Raw genomic sequence first — 17,964 nt, 5'->3', positions numbered from 1 at the left:
TTTTTATGCCCGCGCATTTGCCCTGCCCGGGGTGGTTGCGTGCATCATGGGCGCCGTCTCCCCCTCAGCAGCCGAGCCCGCCCATGACTTCGCGCCTCAACCTGTGCCTCGCCCTGACTTGCAGCCTGTTCGCCACCGCCGCCTGCGCCAGTGACGCCCCGCCCGCCCTCGCCCCGCTGCTGCAGAGCATCGGCGAACGCCTGGCGATTGCCGATCAGGTGGCCCTGAGCAAATGGGACAGCCACAAGGCCGTGGAAGACCGCCCGCGGGAACAACAGGTGATCGCCGGGGCAACCGCCCAGGCCGCAACCTATCACTTGAGCGAAGAAACGGTTGGGCAGTTCTTCGCCGCCCAGATCGAAGCCAACAAGCTGGTGCAATACGCCCGACTCTCGACCTGGCACTTGCAAGGCCGGGCACCGGACACTCCGCGCCAGGACCTGGCCGGGCAGATCCGCCCCCAACTTGATCAGTTACAAAAACGCCTGCTGCAGCAACTGGCCGACTTCAGCCCGCAGCGCACCGACCGCCAATGCCCGCAATGGCTGGCCCGGGCCAATCAGGCCAGCAGCAGCGACCCACTGCGACGACTGGCGATGGTTCGTGCCACGGCAGAGTTATGTGTGTTCAAAGGTTAACCACGCCTGTGCCACGCGCAGCAGCACCCTATGCTGGAGCCTTTCAGGCACCCGCCAGGATCAGCGAGATGCACCTCGTCATTGCTTGCCTGCTGTGGATCAGCGCATTGCCAGCCGGCGCGCAGATCTACCAGTACACCGACTCGGCCGGTAATCGCGCCTATAGCGACCAGCCGCCGGGAACCTCGTACCGGCAGATTGAAACGCCCGCGCCGAATCGCCTCCCCAGCCCGGCCACCCCGGCGCCACATACGCCGGCAGCACAACCTGCCAGCACCCTTCTGGCCTACGAACGGCTGCAACTGAGCGGCGTACCGGAGCACGGTGCCTTGCGCGCCAACAACGGCAGTTTCAGCGTGCAGGTGGAGTTGCAGCCCAGCCTGCGGCCCGGCCACCGTCTGCGCCTGCTGCTGGATGGCCAGCCCTATGGCCAGGCCGGCCAGGGGCCCGAGCTGCAACTGGTGAATATCGACCGTGGCCAGCACCGGTTGGCGGTGCAGGTGCTGGCTGGCGACAAGGTCCTGCAACAGAGCCCGGCCATCAGCTTCACTCTGCTGCGGGCCCGCCGCCCCTGAGCCTCAACCGTGCACCACGCCGCTGGCCAGCAGTGCGGCGATGGTCGATTCATCCAGGCCCAGCCCCTGCAATACCGCCCGGGTGTCCTGCCCCAGGCTCGGCGGCGCCGTACGGTAGCTGGCCGGCGTGCGCGACAACTTCACCGGCGAACCTATGCCCCGGTAGCCATCGAGTTCCACCAGCAGCCCGCGATGCCGGGTGTGGGGATGAGCCACCACCTGGTCGACGGTGGCGATCGAACCACAAGGCACCCCCAGGCCGATCAGCCGCGGGGCCAGCAACGCGCCGTCGTGTGCCGACAGGTAATGCTCCAGTTGCTGCTTCAAGGCCTCGCGATTGACCGAGCGCTGGCCGTTGTCGGTAAAGCGCGGGTCCTCCAGCAACGCGCCGGCCCCCAGTTCCTGGCACAGCCGGGCGAACTGGCGGTCGTTGCCCACCGCCAGGAAAATCGGCTCGCCAGCGGTGCGGTAGCTGTCGTAGGGAGCAATGTTGGGATGGGCGTTGCCCGTGCGTTTGGGCGTCTGGCCGGCGGCGAAGTAGTTCGGCAGGTGCGGGTGCAGCAGGGACACGCCGCAGTCGTACAGGGAGATGTCCAGTGACTGCCCGAGGCCGCTGCGCTGGCGCTCGTTGAGGGCCAGGAGAATCCCCGCCAGGGCATTCAGGCCGGTGACCATATCGACAATCGGCAGGCCGATGCGCAACGGCCCGCCGTCGCCTTCGCCGTTGACGCTCATCAGCCCGGCCATGGCCTGGATCACCGCGTCGTAACCCGGTAGCCCGCCCAGCGGGCCATCGGCGCCAAAGCCGGAAATCCCGCAGTGGATCAACGCCGGAAAACGCTGGCTCAGCACCTCCTGGTAACCGATGCCCCAACGCTGCAGGGTGCCCGGCTTGAAGTTCTCGATCAGCACGTCGGCGCCTTCCAGCAACTGCATCAGCAGTTCCAAGCCTTCGGGGCGCGACAGGTCGACGGCGATCCCCTGCTTGTTACGGTTGATGCCGCGAAAATACGCCGCGTCATCACCTTCGAAAGGCGGCCCCCAGCCCCGGGTCTCATCACCGCTCAAAGGTTCCAGCTTGATCACGTCGGCGCCGTGGTCGGCCAGGGCCTGGGAGCAGTAGGGGCCGCCCAGCACACGGCTGAGATCGATGATTTTCACGCCCGCCAGGGCGCCTTGGGCAAACGTCATGGATGTACTCCGGCAGATCGGACAAGGACGGCCATTCAGGCCGGCAGCAATTGCATGGCCTGGGCCTGGGACAGCGGGCTTTCATTGGCCAGGCGCACCAGCAGCTCGGCATCGATCACCGGCTCAAGGCCCAACGGATCGCGCGGCAACACCTTGTGCACCAGCACCAGGTGAGCCAGGGCCAGGCGCCGATGGTCCGCACCCTGGCGCGCGGCCTCCCAGGCCATGAAGATGGCGCTGGCCAGGTGATAGAGAACGCTGCCCACCTGCCGCACCTGCTCGTCCCGGCGCTGCTGCGCCACGGCATGGAAGCCGGTCACGGTGCGCAACAGGGCCGAATCGAACAGCCGGCGGCTCGCCGGTGGCAAATCGGCCTCGGCCAGCAGCCCGGCCAGATAGCCCTGCAACGGCTCCAGCGCCTGCTCCCGAGTCACCGCCCGGGCAATGTCCAGGGCGACGATGTTGCTGGTGCCCTCCCAGATCGACCCCAGGTGCGCATCGCGCACCAGCCGGGCATCGCTCCACTCCTCGATATAGCCAACCCCGCCGCGCACTTCCATGGCATCGCCGGTCACCCGGCGGGCATCACGGCAGGCGCGGAACTTGATCAGCGGCGTAAGGATCCGCACGCACTTGCGCGCCGTCTCATCGCCGCCATCGGCCCGGGGCAGCAAGCTGGCGATCTGCATGAACATCGAGCGCGCCTGTTCGGCGGGCAGCATCATCTTCAGCAACTGGCGCTGCATCAGCGGCATTTCGATCAGGTGCTTGCCGAAGGCCCGGCGCTGGCGGGCGATGTACAACGCCTCGCTCAGCCCCCGGCGCATCAGCCCCGCCGCGCGCACGCCATTGGACAGGCGCGACATGTTGATCATGTCGGCCATCTGCTGAAAACCGCGGCCGACCTCACCGATCAGGTAGGCCGTGGCGCCTTCCAGGGTGATCTCGCCACTGGCCATCGAGCGGCTGCCCAGCTTGTCCTTCAGGCGCTGGATCCGATAGTGGTTGCGCGAGCCGTCGGGCAGCACCTTGGGCAACAGGAACAGGGTCACCCCGGCCATGCCCGGTGGTGCGTCTTCCGGGCGCGCCAGGACCATGGCCAGGTCGGCATCCGGGTTGGAGCAGAACCACTTCTCACCGAACAGGCGCCATTGGCCATCTTCCAGCCGGGCCCGAGTTTCGGTGCGTGAAACGTCGGAACCGGCGGCCTGTTCGGTCATGAACATCGCCCCCTGGAACAGCGTCTCGAAATCCTGGGACTGCAACTGCGGCAGGTAGCGCGCCACCAGTTCCGGCGTACCGAACTTGCACAGGGTGCGGGTCAGGGAGTCGGTCATGCTCACCGGGCAGCACAGGCCGAACTCGGCCTGGACGAACAGGTAGGTCAGGGCGTACTTGATCAGCGGCGGCGGGCCTCCGGGCTGGTGGCTCATGGCAGCCAGCCCCAGTTCGGCAAAGGCCACCCGTTCCAGGGTGACGTAGTCCGGATGCTTGGCAATGCTTTGCAGGTTCTCGCCGCGGCGGGTACGCGGTTGCAGCACCGGGGGATTCTTGTCGGCGCTCAGGGCCAGCACATCCAGCTCGCCACCGGCCCGGGCGCCCATGTGCTGCAAGGTGGGCAACCACTGCTGGTAGACCGCCGAGGGCAGGTAGACCTGGAGCAGCGCGGCCAGGCCGGCGTCGCACTCGAACAGGTTGATGCCGCGGCTGTCGGGGATGTTGAGGCTGTCTTCAATGGGGCGGGGCTCGGCGGTCATGGCGCGTCTCCTGTTTTTTGTAGGCCGAGACTAGAGCCGCCATCGATAAGTATCTAATACAAAATCAATCAACTACGATAAGAAATCCATATCGTAGAACCGGAGTCGCCATGGACCTCAAACAGTTGCGCTACTTCGTCGCGGTAGCCGAAGAACTGCATTTCGGGCGGGCCGCGAACCGTCTGTGCATTTCCCAGCCGGCCCTGAGTTTCGACATCAAGAAGCTTGAGGGGCAACTGGAAGTCCAACTGCTCAATCGCAACAACAAGTCGGTGAGCCTGACCAACGCCGGACAGGTTCTGCTGGACGAGGCCCGCTACCTGCTGCTGCGTGCCGACCAGGCGCGGCACCTGACCCAGCGCTCGGCAGAAGGCTTTGCCGGGCGCCTGAGCCTGGGTTTCGTCAACTCGATCCTGCACCGCGGGCTGCCCGAGGCGGTCAAGGCCTTCGAACAGCAATACCCGGAAACCGAAGTGGTGCTGATGGAAATGAACAGTGCCGACCAGACCCAGGCCCTGCAACGCGGCCAGATCGACATCGGTTTCGTCCATGGCAGCACCTTCGCCGCCGGCATCCACAGCGAACCGCTGCTGGCCGAGCCGTTCCTCTGCTGCCTGCCCCAGAGCCACTCGCTGGCCACCCAGGCGCGGATCGACCTGGCGCAACTGGCCAATGACGATTTCATCCTGTTTCCGCGGGCGGTCTCGCCGCACTACCACGACCTGATCATTTCCCGCTGCGTGGCGGCCGGGTTCAGCCCGCGCATTCGCCACGAGACGCGGCTATGGCAAACGGTGGTGGCAATGGTGGCCCACGAGATGGGCGTGGCGCTGGTGCCCCAGACCCTGGCCATGCTCGGCCAGCCGGGCGTGCATTACGGCGAGCTCGAAGGCTCCGGCGCGCCTTCGCAGATCCAGGCGATCCGCCTGGAGGACAAGCCTTCGGCGGCGGCCGAAAGCTTTCTCGGGCTGCTCAAGTCCCTGATCAAACCGGCCGCCGGAGGGCGCTGAGCGTTGGGGCGCGATACGCAATCACGTATCAAACCATAAGATTTAATCATTATATTTTTCGATTCCTGCCTGTATAGGCTCCCAGCGGTCGGACCTTGCCAGAGGTCCATGCGCCCGATCAGGGGCGCATATAACAATAAAAACGCAGGAATTGAACATGAACGCTGCCCAGGATGCCGCTGCCCACAAGAAAGCCCGCAAGGCGGGTATCGCCTCATTCATCGGCACCACCATCGAGTGGTATGACTTCTACGCCTACGGCATCGCCGCCGCCCTGGTGTTCGGCAAGGTGTTCTTTCCCGCCGACCTGCCCCCCGGCACGGCCACCCTGCTGTCCTTCCTGACCCTGTGGGCCGGGTTCATCGCCCGCCCCGTCGGCGGCATCATCTTCGGCCACATGGGCGACAAGATCGGTCGCAAGACCACCCTGGTGATCACCCTGATCATGATGGGCCTAGCCACCACCTGCATCGGCCTGCTGCCCAGCTACCTGCAGATCGGCGTCTGGGCCCCCATCGCCCTGGTGACCCTGCGCATCATCCAGGGCATCGCGGTGGGCGGCGAATGGGGCGGGGCGATCCTCATCGCCAGCGAAAGCGCGCCCAAGGGCAAGGGCATTCTCTATGCCGCCTTCGCCCAGCAGGGTTCGCCGGCCGGCAACCTGCTGGCAACCCTGGTGTTCTTCGGCCTCAGCGCCCTGCCGACTCCGGACTTTCTGCTCTGGGGCTGGCGCATTCCGTTCCTGCTGTCGGCGGTGCTGGTGATCATCGGCATGGTCATCCGCCTCAAGCTGGAAGAATCCGATGACATAAAGCGCCTGATGGAGCAGAAAAAGACCGTCAAGCTGCCGATTCTCGAAGTCCTGCGCGACCACTGGCGCCTGGTACTGCTGGGGGCCGGGGTGCTGCCGATCATCCACGTCACCTATTTCAAGAGCACCTTCGCCCTGTCCTGGGCCACCAAGGAGCTGGGCTACAGCCAGGGCAGCTTCCTCAGCGTGATCGTCATCGCCCTGGTGGTGCAGTTCATCACCCAGCCCCTGGGTGCGGTGCTGGTTTCACGCATGGACATGCGCAAGGCCATGGTGCTGATGGTGGTGCCCGAGCTGCTGCTGATGCCGGCGATGTTCTTCGCCGTGGAGACCGGTCACTACTGGATCGCGGTGCTGGGCATGTGCCTGGCCACGGTGCCGCACTCGATGTTCTATGGCGCGGTGGGCGGCATCCTGGCGCGGGCGTTTCCGACCCGGGTGCGCTACAGCGGGCTGTCGATCTCCTATCAGCTGTGTTCACTGCTGGTGGGCGGCGCCACGCCGGTGCTGGCCCAGAGCATCCTCAATGGCACCGGCAGCATCATCGGCGTGGCCATCGCCTCGGCCTGCTACGCCCTGGTCTCGCTGGCATGCATGCTGGCCCTGCTCAAGCGCATCGGCCATAACGCCGCCGAGCTGTCCACGGCAGAACAGGCGGATGCCGACGAATTGGCGCGCCAGACTGGCGCCCAGCCACCTGTGGATAAGGTTTCCCGGCTCGACCCGGTGCCCGGCAGCGAGCTACAGCCCGCTCGCTGATGCACCCTGCAAGTGGTGCAGGCGCCGCTCATGCTCCAGCAACCAGCGCTTGCGCCACAGACCACCGCCATAGCCGGTCAGGGAGCCATCGGCGCCAATCACCCGGTGGCAGGCAATGACAATGGAAATCTGGTTGGCGGCATTGGCCCGGGCCACCGCGCGCACCGCTGAGGGCGAGCCAACCTGCCGCGCCACCTCGGCGTAGCTGCAGGTGGTACCCAGGGGAATGGCCCGCAGCGCCTGCCAGACGGTACGGGTAAAGGGCGAGGCGCTCATCGCCAGCGGTGTGGCGAAGTGCACCGCCTCGCCGGCGAAGTAACGCTGCAGTTCGGCCTCGATCTGGTCGATGGGGGCAAAACGCCCGAAACCTATGCTCGAACCGCTGCTCTTCTGCAGGTTCTGCAACTCATTGGCCAGTGCCGGGCGGTCGAAGAATTCCAGCAGATGCAGGACCTGGGCGTCGGCCACCGCCAGCATCACGCCGATCGGGGTCTGCAACCAATCGACCTTGAGCAGTTCCCGCCCCCGCAGGTTGGACGGCGGCTGGCCCGCCAGGCGGCTGAAGGCGTGGCGAAAGCCGCTGTCGGAGTCGAAGCCGGCGCTGATCTGCGCCTCGATTACCGGCTCTCCCGAGGCCAGTTGCTGCATGCCCTGGCCCATGCGACGCAGGCGCGCCATTTCCAGGAAGGTGACGCCGAAATAGCGCTTGAACGCACGGCGCACGGTGGATGGGTCCAGCCCCTGGGCGACCAGGTCGTCCTCGTACCAACGGCGTTCCGGGTCGCGGCCCAACTGCTCGAGCAAGGTCTGCACCCAGGGCTCCTGGACCCCGGCCCGCTCCAGCGGACGACAGCGCAGGCAGGCGCGGAACCCTGCTTCGACACAACCCTTGATGGAGCCGAAGAACACCGTGTTCTCGCGCTTGGGCTTGCGTGCAGCGCAGGTCAGGCGGCAGAACACGCCGGTGCTCTTCACCCCGACAAAGGCAAAGCCTTCATAGGCCGGGTCCCGTGCCAGCAGCGCCTGGTACAGGGTGTCGTCATCGGGAAGCTGGAACAGCAGAGGGGCATTTTCCATGGCCGCATCCTAAACCTTGAAGCATCGGGTTCGAGCACTCTAAACCCGCCCTTTGCCCCGCGCCGCTGAAAAACGGGCGTTGATTCTTCTATCAAGGCACGCCCATCGAGCGCCGTTCAGATTCATGCACTATATTGGTGCAATGCCTTGCACTCAGGTGCCAATACCAGCCCATTTTGGTTCGAAAATACCCGCCACAGCTGGCAAAACGCCATAGAACCAGGCTTCAAACGCCTGTTTCAGGGCATGCGCGCTTCTTTTCGGAGCCTTGGTTTGGTTTTTGCATTTTCTCCACCACAGCGCCTTAGCCGCGCGCGCACTTCGGGACCGGCCCCGGATTGTCTTGCTTCAAAAGAGGTCACCATCTACCCATGACCATCAGCGACCCACTGCACCGCCTGCTTCTGGACAACCTGACCACCGCCACCATCCTGCTCAATGCCGACCTGCGCCTTGAGTACATGAACCCGGCGGCGGAAATGCTCCTGGCCATCAGCGGCCAGCGCAGCCATGGGCAATTCATCAGCGAGCTGTTCACCGAATCCGCCGAGGCCCTGAGCTCCCTGCGCCAGGCGGTGGAGCAGGCGCACCCCTTCACCAAGCGCGAAGCCATGCTCACCGCACTGACCGGCCAGACCCTGACCGTCGACTACGCGGTGACGCCGATCCTCAGCAACGGCGACACCTTGCTGCTGCTGGAAGTCCACCCCCGGGACCGGCTGCTGCGGATCACCAAGGAAGAGGCCCAGTTGTCCAAGCAGGAAACCAGCAAGATGCTGGTGCGCGGCCTGGCCCATGAAATCAAGAACCCCTTGGGGGGCATTCGCGGCGCGGCACAGTTGCTGGCCCGGGAGCTGCCCGAGGAAAGCCTCAAGGACTACACCAACGTCATCATCGAAGAAGCCGACCGCCTGCGGAACCTGGTGGACCGCATGCTCGGCTCGAACAAGCTGCCATCCCTGGCCCTGACCAACATCCATGAAGTGCTGGAGCGGGTCAGCAGCCTGGTGGAAGCCGAAAGCCAGGGCTGTATCACCCTGGTGCGCGATTACGACCCGAGCATTCCCGACGTGCTGATCGACCGCGAACAGATGATCCAGGCGGTGCTCAACATCGTGCGCAACGCCATGCAGGCCATCAGCAGCCAGAATGAAATGCGCCTGGGGCGCATCACCCTGCGCAGCCGCACCATGCGCCAGTTCACCATCGGCCACGTGCGCCATCGCCTGGTGAGCAAGATCGAGATCATCGACAACGGCCCGGGCATCCCCGCGGAACTGCAGGACACCCTCTTCTTCCCCATGGTCAGCGGCCGCCCGGACGGTACCGGGCTGGGCCTGGCCATCACCCAGAACATCATCAGCCAGCACCAGGGTCTGATCGAATGTGACAGCCATCCCGGCCACACCACGTTCTCGATCTTTCTGCCACTGGAACAAGGAGCCCCATCGACATGAGCCGTAGTGAAACCGTGTGGATCGTCGATGACGACCGTTCTATCCGTTGGGTCCTGGAAAAAGCCTTGCAGCAGGAAGGGATGACCACCCAGAGCTTCGACAGCGCCGACGGGGTGATGAGCCGCCTGGCCCGCCAGGCCCCGGACGTGATCATTTCCGACATTCGCATGCCCGGCGCCAGTGGCCTGGACCTGCTGGCACGGATTCGCGAGCAGCACCCGCGCCTGCCAGTGATCATCATGACCGCGCATTCGGACCTGGATAGCGCTGTCGCCTCCTACCAGGGCGGTGCCTTCGAATACCTGCCCAAGCCGTTCGATGTCGATGAAGCGGTGTCGCTGGTCAAGCGCGCCAATCAGCACGCCCAGGAACAGCAAGGCCTGGAAGTGGCCCCGACCCTGGCTCGCACCCCGGAGATCATCGGCGAAGCGCCGGCGATGCAGGAGGTGTTCCGCGCCATCGGGCGCCTGAGCCACTCCAACATCACAGTGCTGATCAACGGCGAGTCCGGCACCGGCAAGGAGCTGGTAGCCCATGCCCTGCATCGCCACAGCCCGCGGGCGGCTTCGCCGTTCATCGCCCTGAACATGGCGGCGATCCCCAAGGACCTGATGGAATCCGAGCTGTTCGGCCATGAAAAGGGCGCGTTCACCGGCGCGGCCAACCTGCGGCGCGGGCGCTTCGAGCAGGCCGACGGCGGCACTCTGTTCCTCGACGAGATCGGCGACATGCCAGCCGACACCCAGACCCGCCTGCTGCGGGTCCTGGCCGATGGCGAGTTCTATCGGGTCGGTGGCCATACCCCGGTCAAGGTCGATGTACGCATCATCGCCGCGACCCACCAGAACCTGGAAACCCTGGTGCACGCCGGCAAGTTCCGTGAGGACCTGTTCCACCGCCTCAACGTGATCCGCATCCATATCCCGCGCCTGTCGGACCGTCGCGAAGACATCCCGACCCTGGCCAGGCATTTCCTCAGCCGCGCCGCCCAGGAGCTGGCGGTGGAACCCAAGTTGCTGAAAAACGAAACCGAGGAATACCTGAAGAACCTGCCGTGGCCGGGCAACGTGCGCCAGCTGGAGAACACCTGCCGCTGGATCACGGTCATGGCCTCGGGTCGCGAGGTGCATATCAGCGACCTGCCACCGGAGTTGCTGAGCCTGCCCCAGGATTCGGCGCCGGTCACCAACTGGGAACAGGCCCTGCGCCAATGGGCCGACCAGGCCCTGGCCCGCGGGCAATCGAACCTGCTGGACAGCGCGGTACCGAGTTTCGAGCGGATCATGATCGAGACCGCCCTCAAGCACACCGCCGGCCGCCGCCGCGATGCCGCGGTCCTGTTGGGCTGGGGGCGCAATACCCTGACCCGCAAGATCAAGGAGCTGGGGATGAAGGTCGACGGTGGCGACGAGGATGAAGGCGAGGAAGGCTGAAGCCCCGGCCGCGGCATGTAGGAGCTGGCTTGCCAGCGAAGAGGCCCTTGAACCTTGCAGTGCGCCCACAGGCGCTTTCGCCGGCAAGCCGGCTCCTACGATGAGGATGTGCGTGCACCAGGATGGGGTGCATGCACTGCCCGAAGGCGCGCTGCAGTGCCATCCAGCCCGGGTACAACCCGGGCCTCAGCTCTGAAAAGCCCTCCGTCGAAAACGCAAAAGCCCCGGATTACGGGGCTTTCGGCTTTTTATCCCAGCAATCAACGCCTCTGCAGCCAAAACTGGCACGCCACCTGCAATAACCCAGTCACTACCCAGTTTCGGGGACCTTGGTACAGGCAGGCCGGGGATTCCCCTCTTTAACACCAGGCTCGGCACGCACATCGCGACGGCCAATGGTTTCGGGAACCCCAGTACAGGCAGGCTGGGACTTCCCTCTTTAACACCAGGCCCACCCCGCTCACAGCGACGGGCCAGGCTTTCGGGAACCCCGGTACAGGCAGGCCGGGACTTCCCTCTTTAATACCCGGCCCATCCCGCGCATCGCGACGGGCCACGCTTTTGGGGACCCTGGTACAGGCAGGCCGGGAATCCCCTTCTTTACACCGGGACTCATCGCCCTCGTGGCGCTCAGCCCCTCCCGCTTTTGGGGCCTTGGTACAGGCAGGCCGGGGTTTCCCTCTTTTATTCCTCCAGCAGGTGGATCGCCAGGCGCCAGCGCCCCTCCACCTCGCTCCCGTCCCACTGGCCCCGCAGCGGCCGCGCGGCCACCAGGTTCAGCAGCAGACCCTGGTCCGCCCGGCGCACCCGCCAGTTCACATTGCGCTGATTGACCTGCAACTGGCCCTTCTGTGCCTGCCCCTGGGCATCGAACAGCAGCGCCACGGTGCCATCGATGTGTTCCCCATGGAGCTTGGGCTCATGGTTGAACCACAGCACCAGCCCATCGGGCGCCACCTCGACCTGCTGCAACGCCACCGGATCAGGCTGGGTCAGGCGGCCGATCATCAGCCCTACCATCACCCCGACAATCGCCAGGGAGCCGAACACCCGCAGCATTAGCTTCGGTCGCGAGTACGCTTCAGGCGTAGAATGCAGCCTGTCTTTCTCTTCGGAGCCGTGCATGTTTCACGTCATCCTCTTTCAACCAGAAATTCCGCCGAATACCGGCAACGTTATCAGGCTGTGCGCCAACAGCGGCTGCCACCTGCATTTGATCGAGCCGCTGGGTTTCGAAATGGACGACAAGCGCCTGCGCCGCGCCGGCCTCGACTATCACGAATACGCCACCCTGCAACGCCATGCCGACCTTGCCAGTTGCCTGGAAAGCCTCGGCCACCCGCGCCTGTTCGCCTTCACCACCAAGGGCTCGCGCCCCTTCCATGACGCCAGCTTCCAGGAGGGCGACGCCTTCCTGTTCGGCCCCGAGAGCCGGGGCCTGCCGGCGGACGTGCTGGACGCCCTGCCCGGCGAACAGCGCCTGCGCCTGCCCATGCGCGAAGGCTGCCGCAGCCTGAACCTGTCCAACACCGTGGCCGTTGCGGTCTATGAAGGCTGGAGACAGTTGGGGTTCAAGTAGGGCCGGGGGTTCGCGGGCAAGCCCGCTCCTACAGGTTTTGCCCGAGCATGAAAAAAGCGCCGTTACAGGCGCTTTTTTCGTACCGCAACCAGCACTTACTGAACGGTGTTTTCGCCAGCGGACTGCAGGCGTTGCAGCTCTTGGGCGTACAGCGCATCGAAGTTCACCGGGGCCAGCATCAGCGCCGGGAACGAACCGCGGGTCACCAGGCTGTCCAGCGCTTCACGAGCGTAAGGGAACAGGATGTTCGGGCAGAAAGCACCCAGGGTGTGGCTCATGGAAGCCTCATCCAGGTTCTTGATCAGGAAGATACCGGCCTGCTGGACTTCAGCGATGAAGGCCACTTCGTCGCCGTTCTTCACGGTCACGGACAGGGTCAGCACCACTTCGTGGAAGTCGGCTTCCAACGCTGTCTGGCGGGTATTGAGGTCCAGGCCGACGCTAGGTTCCCACTGCTGACGGAAGATCGCCGGGCTTTTCGGCGCTTCGAAGGACAGGTCACGCACGTAGATACGCTGCAGGGAGAATTGCGGTGCGCTTTCGTCGTCGGCAACGGTGTTCTGTTGGTCAGTCATCTCATGATCCTTCTTGATCTTGGGTCTATAGGGTTAGGTTCTGTACGCAAACTGCCTGCGCTTCGACCATGCTGCGTTAAAAACAGGCTCGGAATGCTCATGTAGGCCCCTACACTCCGCTTCCTCGCCTGTTTTTGCCTTGCCTGATCTTCGCTCGGCGAGTTTCCATACGAACCTAGGAATTTCAGGCCGCTAGCAGCGCGTCGAGCTTGCCGGCACGCTCCAGGGCGAACAAATCATCACAGCCACCTACGTGGGTGGCGCCGATCCAGATCTGCGGCACGGACGTACGCCCGGCCTTCTGGGCCATCTCGGCGCGTACCTGGGGCTTGCCATCGACCTTGATCTCTTCGAAGGCTACGCCTTTGCTCGCCAGCAGATGCTTGGCGCGCGAGCAGTAAGGGCAGTAATCACTGGAGTAGACGATGACCTTGGACATTACTTCACCAATGGCAGGTTATCGGCCTTCCAGCTGGCCACGCCGCCGGACAGCTTGGCCGCGGTGAAACCGGACTTGAGCAGCTCGCGGGCGTGGGTGCCGGCGTGCTGACCCTGAGCGTCCACCAGGATGATGGTCTTGGACTTGTGCTTCTCCAGCTCGCCGACACGGGCGGCCAGCTTGTCCTGGGGAATGTTCAGTGCACCGACGATATGGCCGGCGGCATAGTCCTTGGATGGACGGATATCGATCACGACGCCCTGCTCGCTGTTGACCAGCGCGGTCAGTTCACGGGTGCTGAGGCTGCGGCCACCGCGGCTCAATTCATGAGCGATCAACAGAGCCAGCAGGATGGCGAAGGCGCCGACGAGCAAGTAGTGTTCAGTGGCGAATTGAATCAGGTGAGCAACCATCTAAGGAGGTTCCAGGGCGTTAAAATGTCGGCCAGTATACACAGCCCTCCGGGTCGACCAAACCCCGCCCGGCGGTGACTCCACCGGAACTTCGCTTTAAACTGCCACTCCCTTTTTCAACACCTCCCTTTCATCTCTTTCCTATCCAGCCACGAGTGGACGCCATGACTACCACGCCTAAACCTTTGGTCCTGATGATTCTGGATGGCTTCGGTCACAGCGAAAGCCACGAATCCAACGCCGTCTATGCGGCCAAGAAGCCAGTCCTGGACCGCTTGTGCGCCAGCATGCCCAACGGCCTGATCTCCGGCTCGGGCATGGACGTCGGTCTGCCGGACGGGCAGATGGGCAACTCCGAAGTCGGCCACATGAACCTCGGTGCCGGTCGCGTGGTGTATCAGGACTTCACCCGGGTGACCAAGGCCATCCGTGACGGTGAGTTCTTCGAGAACCCGACCATTTGCGCGGCCGTGGACAAGGCCGTGGCCGCCGACAAGGCCGTACACATCCTCGGCCTGCTGTCCGACGGCGGCGTACACAGCCACCAGGACCACCTGATCGCCATGGCCGAACTGGCCTTCAAGCGCGGCGCCGAGAAGATCTACCTGCACGCCTTCCTCGACGGTCGCGATACGCCGCCCAAAAGCGCCCAATCGTCCATCGAACTGCTGGACGAAACCTTCAAGACCCTGGGCAAGGGCCGCATCGCCAGCCTGATCGGCCGTTACTTCGCCATGGACCGCGACAATCGCTGGGACCGTGTGGCCCAGGCCTACAACCTGATCGTCGACGGCCAGGGCCAGTTCAACGCCGCCACCGCCCAGGAAGGCCTGCAAGCCGCCTACGCACGTGAAGAGAGCGACGAATTCGTCAAGGCCACCACCATCGGCGAACCGGTCAAAGTCGAGGACGGCGATGCCGTGGTGTTCATGAACTTCCGCGCCGACCGCGCACGCGAGCTGACCCGGGTCTTCGTCGAAGACGACTTCAAGGACTTCGAACGCCCACGCCAGCCTAAGCTGGCCGGCTTTGTCATGCTCACCCAGTACGCCGCCAGCATCCCCGCGCCGTCGGCCTTTGCTCCGGGCAGCCTGGAAAACGTGCTGGGCGACTATTTGGCGAAAAACGGCAAGACCCAACTGCGCATCGCCGAGACCGAGAAGTATGCCCACGTCACCTTCTTCTTCTCCGGCGGCCGTGAAGAGCCGTTCCCGGGTGAAGAACGCATCCTGATCCCATCGCCGAAAGTCGCCACCTACGACCTGCAGCCGGAAATGAGCGCCCCTGAAGTCACCGACAAGATCGTCGACGCCATCGAGCACCAGCGTTATGACGTGATCATCGTCAACTACGCCAACGGCGACATGGTCGGCCACAGCGGCGTGTTCGAGGCGGCGGTCAAAGCCGTGGAATGCCTGGACCTGTGCGTCGGACGTATCGTCGACGCCCTGGAAAAGGTCGGCGGCGAAGCCCTGATCACCGCCGACCACGGCAACGTCGAGCAGATGTCCGACGAATCCACCGGCCAGGCCCACACCGCCCACACCACCGAGCCGGTGCCATTCATCTATGTCGGCAAACGCGCCTTGAAAGTCCGTGAAGGCGGGGTTCTGGCGGACGTGGCGCCCACCATGCTCAAGCTGCTGGGCCTGCCCAAGCCCGCGGAAATGACCGGCACGTCGATCCTGGTGGACCCAGCGCACTGATCCCTCCAGCTCGCCATTGCAGGCAAAAACGCCCGATGCAACCGTCGGGCGTTTTTCATGGTGGCCTTGCACAGGGCGAATCAGGGCCATGGAAGTAAAAGCAGACAAGCGCCGGGCACTTATTGAATAATGATTATCGTTATCAATAACAGCAGAGAGAATCTCCATGAACAAGACGGCTACGCTGCTTCTGGCCTCCCTCCTGTCAGGCTGTGCAAGCCAGATTCCTGCTCAACAGCCGGTGGATGCCAGTGCCCTCGCACAGCAACACAGCCCGGTGGAAATGGATGCTCAGACCGCCGATAAATTGAAAGCACTGCTGAAGATCCAGCCTCCTCGGGGCTCTACCGACATAGGCCAGATGAACGACCTGATTTCCCGGGAGTTCCTGCACACGCCTTACGCGGCGAACCGGCTGCACGGCTCCGCAACCCTGGCCGAGAAGCTGGTGGTCGACTTCAGGGGCCTGGACTGCTTCACCTACCTGGATTACGTCGAGGCCTTGCGCCAGTCCAGCGACGAGGCCGGCTTCATCAACAACCTGGTGCAGATTCGCTACGTGAACGGCGATATCAACTTCCTCAACCGCCGCCACTTCTTCACCGATTGGGCCCATGCCGGGCAACCCATGGCCGAGGATGTGACCGCCCAGCTGAGTGCGAACGCGGTGACCGTGGCCAAGCGCCTCAATCAAAAGGCCGATGGCGGCCGCTACCTGCCCGGCCTGCCCGTGGCCGAACGCGACATCACCTACATTCCCAGCGCATTGATTGACCAGCATCTGCTCAGCCACCTGCGAACCGGCGACTACATCGGCATCTATACCCACCTCTCGGGCCTGGACGTCACCCATACCGGGCTGTTCATTCAGACGGCCCAGGGCCCGGTCCTGCGCAACGCCTCCTCGAAAAAGGACCAGGGCGCGGTCATCGACTCACCCTTCATGGAGTACGTTCACAACGTCCCGGGAATCGTGGTCCTGCGGGCCCGGCAAGACAGCCAGGCCGGCCAGGATGCCTCGGCCGCGAAGGCCGGCACCCAGGCGCTGCAGCATCAGGCTCGTTCGCCCGCACAAGGTTGATCGGCGCCGCCGCCCCAGGCCACGGCGGCGGCACGCTGATAGCAAATGGCCCAATAACGGCCCGGAAACGGCTTTTTATGACGAACGCCTCAAAGCAGTTGGCTTTGAGGCGTTTTTTTTGCAGCGATGGGCGGGCATACTAGGCCGTCCCTTTCCCTGGTGTCGCCCGCCTCTATGCTTCGCGCCCTGATTACCCTTGCTCTGATCTGCCTGCTCCAACCGGCTTTCGCCGACGAGCGCGCGCAAACCCAACAACAGTTGGACGCCACGCGTCAGGACATTGCCGAGCTGAAAAAGCTGCTGGGCAAGCTGCAGGAAGAGAAGTCCGGCGTGCAGAAAGACCTGCGCGGCACCGAGACCGAGATGGGCAAGCTGGAGAAGCAGGTCGAAGCCCTGCAGAAAGAGCTGAAAAAAAGCGAATCCGAGCTGCAGCGACTCGATGAGGAGAAAAAAAAACTCCAGAGCGCGCGCACTGAACAGCAGCGACTGATCGCCATCCAGGCCCGCGCGGCCTACCAGAACGGGCGCCAGGAGTACCTCAAGCTGCTGCTCAACCAGCAGAATCCGGAAAAATTCGCCCGCACCCTGACCTATTACGACTACCTGAGCCAGGCCCGCCTGGAGCAGTTGAAGAATTTCAACGAAACCCTGCGTCAGCTGGCCAATGTGGAAAAGGACATCTCCCTGCAACAGGCCCAGTTGCTGGTGCAGAAGAGCAGCCTCGACACCCAGCGTGAAGAACTCGACAAGGTCCGCAAAGAGCGGCAGTTGGCCCTGGCCAAGCTGAACAACGACGTGAAGGCCCGGGACGACAAGCTCAAGGCCCGTGAACAGGACCAGGCCGACCTGGCCAAGGTCCTGAAAACCATTGAAGAAACCCTGGCCCGCCAGGCCCGCGAGGCAGAAGAAGCGCGCCAGAAAGCGCTGATCGCCCAGCAGGAAGCCGAAAAAAAGCGCTTGCATGAGGCTCAGGCCGACGCCAGCGATGAGCCGCGCAAACCCGCAAGATCAAGCCCTGGAGCCCTGGTTTCCAGCGCCGGCCCTTCCTATGGCGGGGCATTTGCTTCAGCCCGGGGAAAACTTCCATGGCCCGTTGATGGTCGACTACTGGCACGCTTTGGTGAAACCCGTGGCGACGACTCCCGCTCCAAGTGGGACGGCGTGATGATCAGCGCCGCCGCCGGCAGCCAGGTGCACGCCGTGCACGGTGGCCGGGTAGTGTTCGCCGACTGGCTGCGCGGCGCCGGCCTGCTGGTGATCCTCGATCACGGCAACGGTTACCTGAGCCTCTACGGACACAACCAGACGCTGCTCAAGGAAGCCGGCGACGTGGTCAAGGCCGGAGAGTCCATCTCCACCGTCGGTAATAGTGGCGGACAGGACACTCCTGCGCTGTACTTTGCAATTCGTCAGCAGGGCCGCCCCAGCGACCCGGCACAGTGGTGCCACGCGCAAGGATAAGC

The 17,964-nt window shown here is 64.0% G+C and carries 17 protein-coding genes; 10 read left to right on the top strand and 7 right to left on the bottom strand.

Annotated features, from left to right (window positions below; genetic code table 11):
- Nucleotides 1-83 precede the first annotated feature (83 nt).
- Together KI242_RS01985 and KI242_RS01980 are read left to right on the top strand one after the other, a co-directional pair.
- Nucleotides 84-638, top strand: coding sequence for a chorismate mutase (locus KI242_RS01985; RefSeq protein WP_011058760.1), 555 nt, complete (start codon nt 84-86; stop codon nt 636-638).
- 68 nt (nt 639-706) lie between these two features.
- Nucleotides 707-1,213: a DUF4124 domain-containing protein gene (locus KI242_RS01980; RefSeq protein WP_015633837.1), complete on the top strand. Its 507-nt coding sequence runs from the start codon at nt 707-709 to the stop codon at nt 1,211-1,213.
- 3 nt (nt 1,214-1,216) lie between these two features.
- Here the strand turns inward: KI242_RS01980 and KI242_RS01975 are convergent, their stop codons facing one another.
- On the bottom strand, nt 1,217-2,404 hold the full coding sequence (locus KI242_RS01975) for a CaiB/BaiF CoA-transferase family protein (protein WP_015633836.1): 1,188 nt from the start codon (nt 2,402-2,404) through the stop codon (nt 1,217-1,219).
- A 35-nt stretch (nt 2,405-2,439) separates the two neighbouring features.
- Nucleotides 2,440-4,161 (bottom strand): acyl-CoA dehydrogenase family protein, encoded by a 1,722-nt coding sequence (locus KI242_RS01970; protein ID WP_077933221.1) that lies wholly within the window; start codon nt 4,159-4,161, stop codon nt 2,440-2,442.
- 110 nt (nt 4,162-4,271) lie between these two features.
- Between KI242_RS01970 and KI242_RS01965 the strand changes: the two genes are divergently transcribed.
- Together KI242_RS01965 and KI242_RS01960 are read left to right on the top strand one after the other, a co-directional pair.
- A complete protein-coding gene (locus KI242_RS01965; protein WP_011058756.1) occupies nt 4,272-5,171 on the top strand; it encodes a LysR family transcriptional regulator in 900 nt (299 codons plus the stop codon).
- Nucleotides 5,172-5,328: 157 nt separating this feature from the next.
- Entirely contained in the window at nt 5,329-6,741 is a 1,413-nt protein-coding gene (locus KI242_RS01960) for an MFS transporter (protein ID WP_212805871.1), read from the top strand.
- Here the strand turns inward: KI242_RS01960 and KI242_RS01955 are convergent.
- Nucleotides 6,724-7,818 carry a trifunctional transcriptional activator/DNA repair protein Ada/methylated-DNA--[protein]-cysteine S-methyltransferase gene (locus KI242_RS01955; protein WP_011058754.1) on the bottom strand — a complete coding sequence of 365 codons (1,095 nt, stop codon included), beginning with the start codon at nt 7,816-7,818 and terminating at the stop codon, nt 6,724-6,726. The two genes, KI242_RS01960 and KI242_RS01955, sit on opposite strands and share 18 nt — an antisense overlap.
- Before the next feature lie 371 nt (nt 7,819-8,189).
- Here KI242_RS01955 and glnL point away from each other — a divergent pair, with 371 nt between their 5' ends.
- A complete protein-coding gene (glnL, locus tag KI242_RS01950) occupies nt 8,190-9,275 on the top strand; it encodes a nitrogen regulation protein NR(II) (protein ID WP_011058753.1) in 1,086 nt (361 codons plus the stop codon).
- Nucleotides 9,272-10,708: a nitrogen regulation protein NR(I) gene (gene ntrC / locus KI242_RS01945; RefSeq protein WP_011058752.1), complete on the top strand. Its 1,437-nt coding sequence runs from the start codon at nt 9,272-9,274 to the stop codon at nt 10,706-10,708. Before glnL ends, ntrC begins: the two co-directional genes overlap by 4 nt.
- A 684-nt stretch (nt 10,709-11,392) precedes the next feature.
- Here ntrC and KI242_RS01940 read toward each other — a convergent pair.
- Nucleotides 11,393-11,833, bottom strand: coding sequence for a hypothetical protein (locus KI242_RS01940; RefSeq protein ID WP_212805870.1), 441 nt, complete (start codon nt 11,831-11,833; stop codon nt 11,393-11,395).
- Here KI242_RS01940 and trmL point away from each other — a divergent pair.
- The gene (gene trmL, locus KI242_RS01935) at nt 11,832-12,287 is read left to right on the top strand and encodes a tRNA (uridine(34)/cytosine(34)/5-carboxymethylaminomethyluridine(34)-2'-O)-methyltransferase TrmL (protein ID WP_011058750.1); all 456 of its coding nucleotides are present in this window, start codon (nt 11,832-11,834) and stop codon (nt 12,285-12,287) included. The two genes, KI242_RS01940 and trmL, sit on opposite strands and share 2 nt — an antisense overlap.
- A gap of 95 nt (nt 12,288-12,382) precedes the next feature.
- Here trmL and secB read toward each other — a convergent pair whose 3' ends face one another.
- The 3 genes from secB to KI242_RS01920 all read right to left on the bottom strand — a co-directional run bounded on the left by secB (nt 12,383) and on the right by KI242_RS01920 (nt 13,714).
- Complete coding sequence (gene secB / locus KI242_RS01930; RefSeq protein ID WP_011058749.1) at nt 12,383-12,862, bottom strand: protein-export chaperone SecB; 480 nt, start codon at nt 12,860-12,862, stop codon at nt 12,383-12,385.
- A gap of 184 nt (nt 12,863-13,046) precedes the next feature.
- Nucleotides 13,047-13,301: a glutaredoxin 3 gene (grxC, locus tag KI242_RS01925; protein WP_011058748.1), complete on the bottom strand. Its 255-nt coding sequence runs from the start codon at nt 13,299-13,301 to the stop codon at nt 13,047-13,049.
- Entirely contained in the window at nt 13,301-13,714 is a 414-nt protein-coding gene (locus tag KI242_RS01920; RefSeq protein WP_011058747.1) for a rhodanese-like domain-containing protein, read from the bottom strand. Before KI242_RS01920 ends, grxC begins: the two co-directional genes overlap by 1 nt.
- Before the next feature lie 164 nt (nt 13,715-13,878).
- On the opposite strand from KI242_RS01920, the gene gpmI reads away from it, so the two are divergent.
- The 3 genes from gpmI to KI242_RS01905 all read left to right on the top strand — a co-directional run bounded on the left by gpmI (nt 13,879) and on the right by KI242_RS01905 (nt 17,962).
- Nucleotides 13,879-15,420 (top strand): 2,3-bisphosphoglycerate-independent phosphoglycerate mutase, encoded by a 1,542-nt coding sequence (gene gpmI, locus KI242_RS01915; protein WP_194237451.1) that lies wholly within the window; start codon nt 13,879-13,881, stop codon nt 15,418-15,420.
- A gap of 166 nt (nt 15,421-15,586) precedes the next feature.
- Nucleotides 15,587-16,501, top strand: a complete 915-nt coding sequence (locus KI242_RS01910) for a DUF1460 domain-containing protein (RefSeq protein ID WP_015633831.1) — start codon at nt 15,587-15,589, stop codon at nt 16,499-16,501.
- A gap of 174 nt (nt 16,502-16,675) precedes the next feature.
- Nucleotides 16,676-17,962: a murein hydrolase activator EnvC gene (locus tag KI242_RS01905; RefSeq protein ID WP_212805869.1), complete on the top strand. Its 1,287-nt coding sequence runs from the start codon at nt 16,676-16,678 to the stop codon at nt 17,960-17,962.
- The last annotated feature ends 2 nt before the right edge of the window (nt 17,963-17,964 follow it).

Source organism: Pseudomonas sp. Eqa60 (genome assembly GCF_018326405.1).
In the GTDB taxonomy this organism is placed as follows: domain Bacteria; phylum Pseudomonadota; class Gammaproteobacteria; order Pseudomonadales; family Pseudomonadaceae; genus Aquipseudomonas; species Aquipseudomonas protegens.
This window is presented reverse-complemented; position numbering and strand designations above follow the sequence as displayed.

Coding starts and splice junctions, on each gene's coding strand:
- KI242_RS01940 (WP_212805870.1), bottom strand. CDS start 11,833: ATGCACGGCTCCGAAGAGAAAGACAGGCTGCATTCTACGCCTGAAGCG.
- KI242_RS01905 (WP_212805869.1), top strand. CDS start 16,676: ATGCTTCGCGCCCTGATTACCCTTGCTCTGATCTGCCTGCTCCAACCG.
- secB (WP_011058749.1), bottom strand. CDS start 12,862: ATGACTGACCAACAGAACACCGTTGCCGACGACGAAAGCGCACCGCAA.
- KI242_RS01985 (WP_011058760.1), top strand. CDS start 84: ATGACTTCGCGCCTCAACCTGTGCCTCGCCCTGACTTGCAGCCTGTTC.
- KI242_RS01970 (WP_077933221.1), bottom strand. CDS start 4,161: ATGACCGCCGAGCCCCGCCCCATTGAAGACAGCCTCAACATCCCCGAC.
- trmL (WP_011058750.1), top strand. CDS start 11,832: ATGTTTCACGTCATCCTCTTTCAACCAGAAATTCCGCCGAATACCGGC.
- KI242_RS01980 (WP_015633837.1), top strand. CDS start 707: ATGCACCTCGTCATTGCTTGCCTGCTGTGGATCAGCGCATTGCCAGCC.
- KI242_RS01955 (WP_011058754.1), bottom strand. CDS start 7,818: ATGGAAAATGCCCCTCTGCTGTTCCAGCTTCCCGATGACGACACCCTG.
- KI242_RS01920 (WP_011058747.1), bottom strand. CDS start 13,714: ATGGTTGCTCACCTGATTCAATTCGCCACTGAACACTACTTGCTCGTC.
- KI242_RS01965 (WP_011058756.1), top strand. CDS start 4,272: ATGGACCTCAAACAGTTGCGCTACTTCGTCGCGGTAGCCGAAGAACTG.
- glnL (WP_011058753.1), top strand. CDS start 8,190: ATGACCATCAGCGACCCACTGCACCGCCTGCTTCTGGACAACCTGACC.
- grxC (WP_011058748.1), bottom strand. CDS start 13,301: ATGTCCAAGGTCATCGTCTACTCCAGTGATTACTGCCCTTACTGCTCG.
- gpmI (WP_194237451.1), top strand. CDS start 13,879: ATGACTACCACGCCTAAACCTTTGGTCCTGATGATTCTGGATGGCTTC.
- KI242_RS01975 (WP_015633836.1), bottom strand. CDS start 2,404: ATGACGTTTGCCCAAGGCGCCCTGGCGGGCGTGAAAATCATCGATCTC.
- ntrC (WP_011058752.1), top strand. CDS start 9,272: ATGAGCCGTAGTGAAACCGTGTGGATCGTCGATGACGACCGTTCTATC.
- KI242_RS01960 (WP_212805871.1), top strand. CDS start 5,329: ATGAACGCTGCCCAGGATGCCGCTGCCCACAAGAAAGCCCGCAAGGCG.
- KI242_RS01910 (WP_015633831.1), top strand. CDS start 15,587: ATGAACAAGACGGCTACGCTGCTTCTGGCCTCCCTCCTGTCAGGCTGT.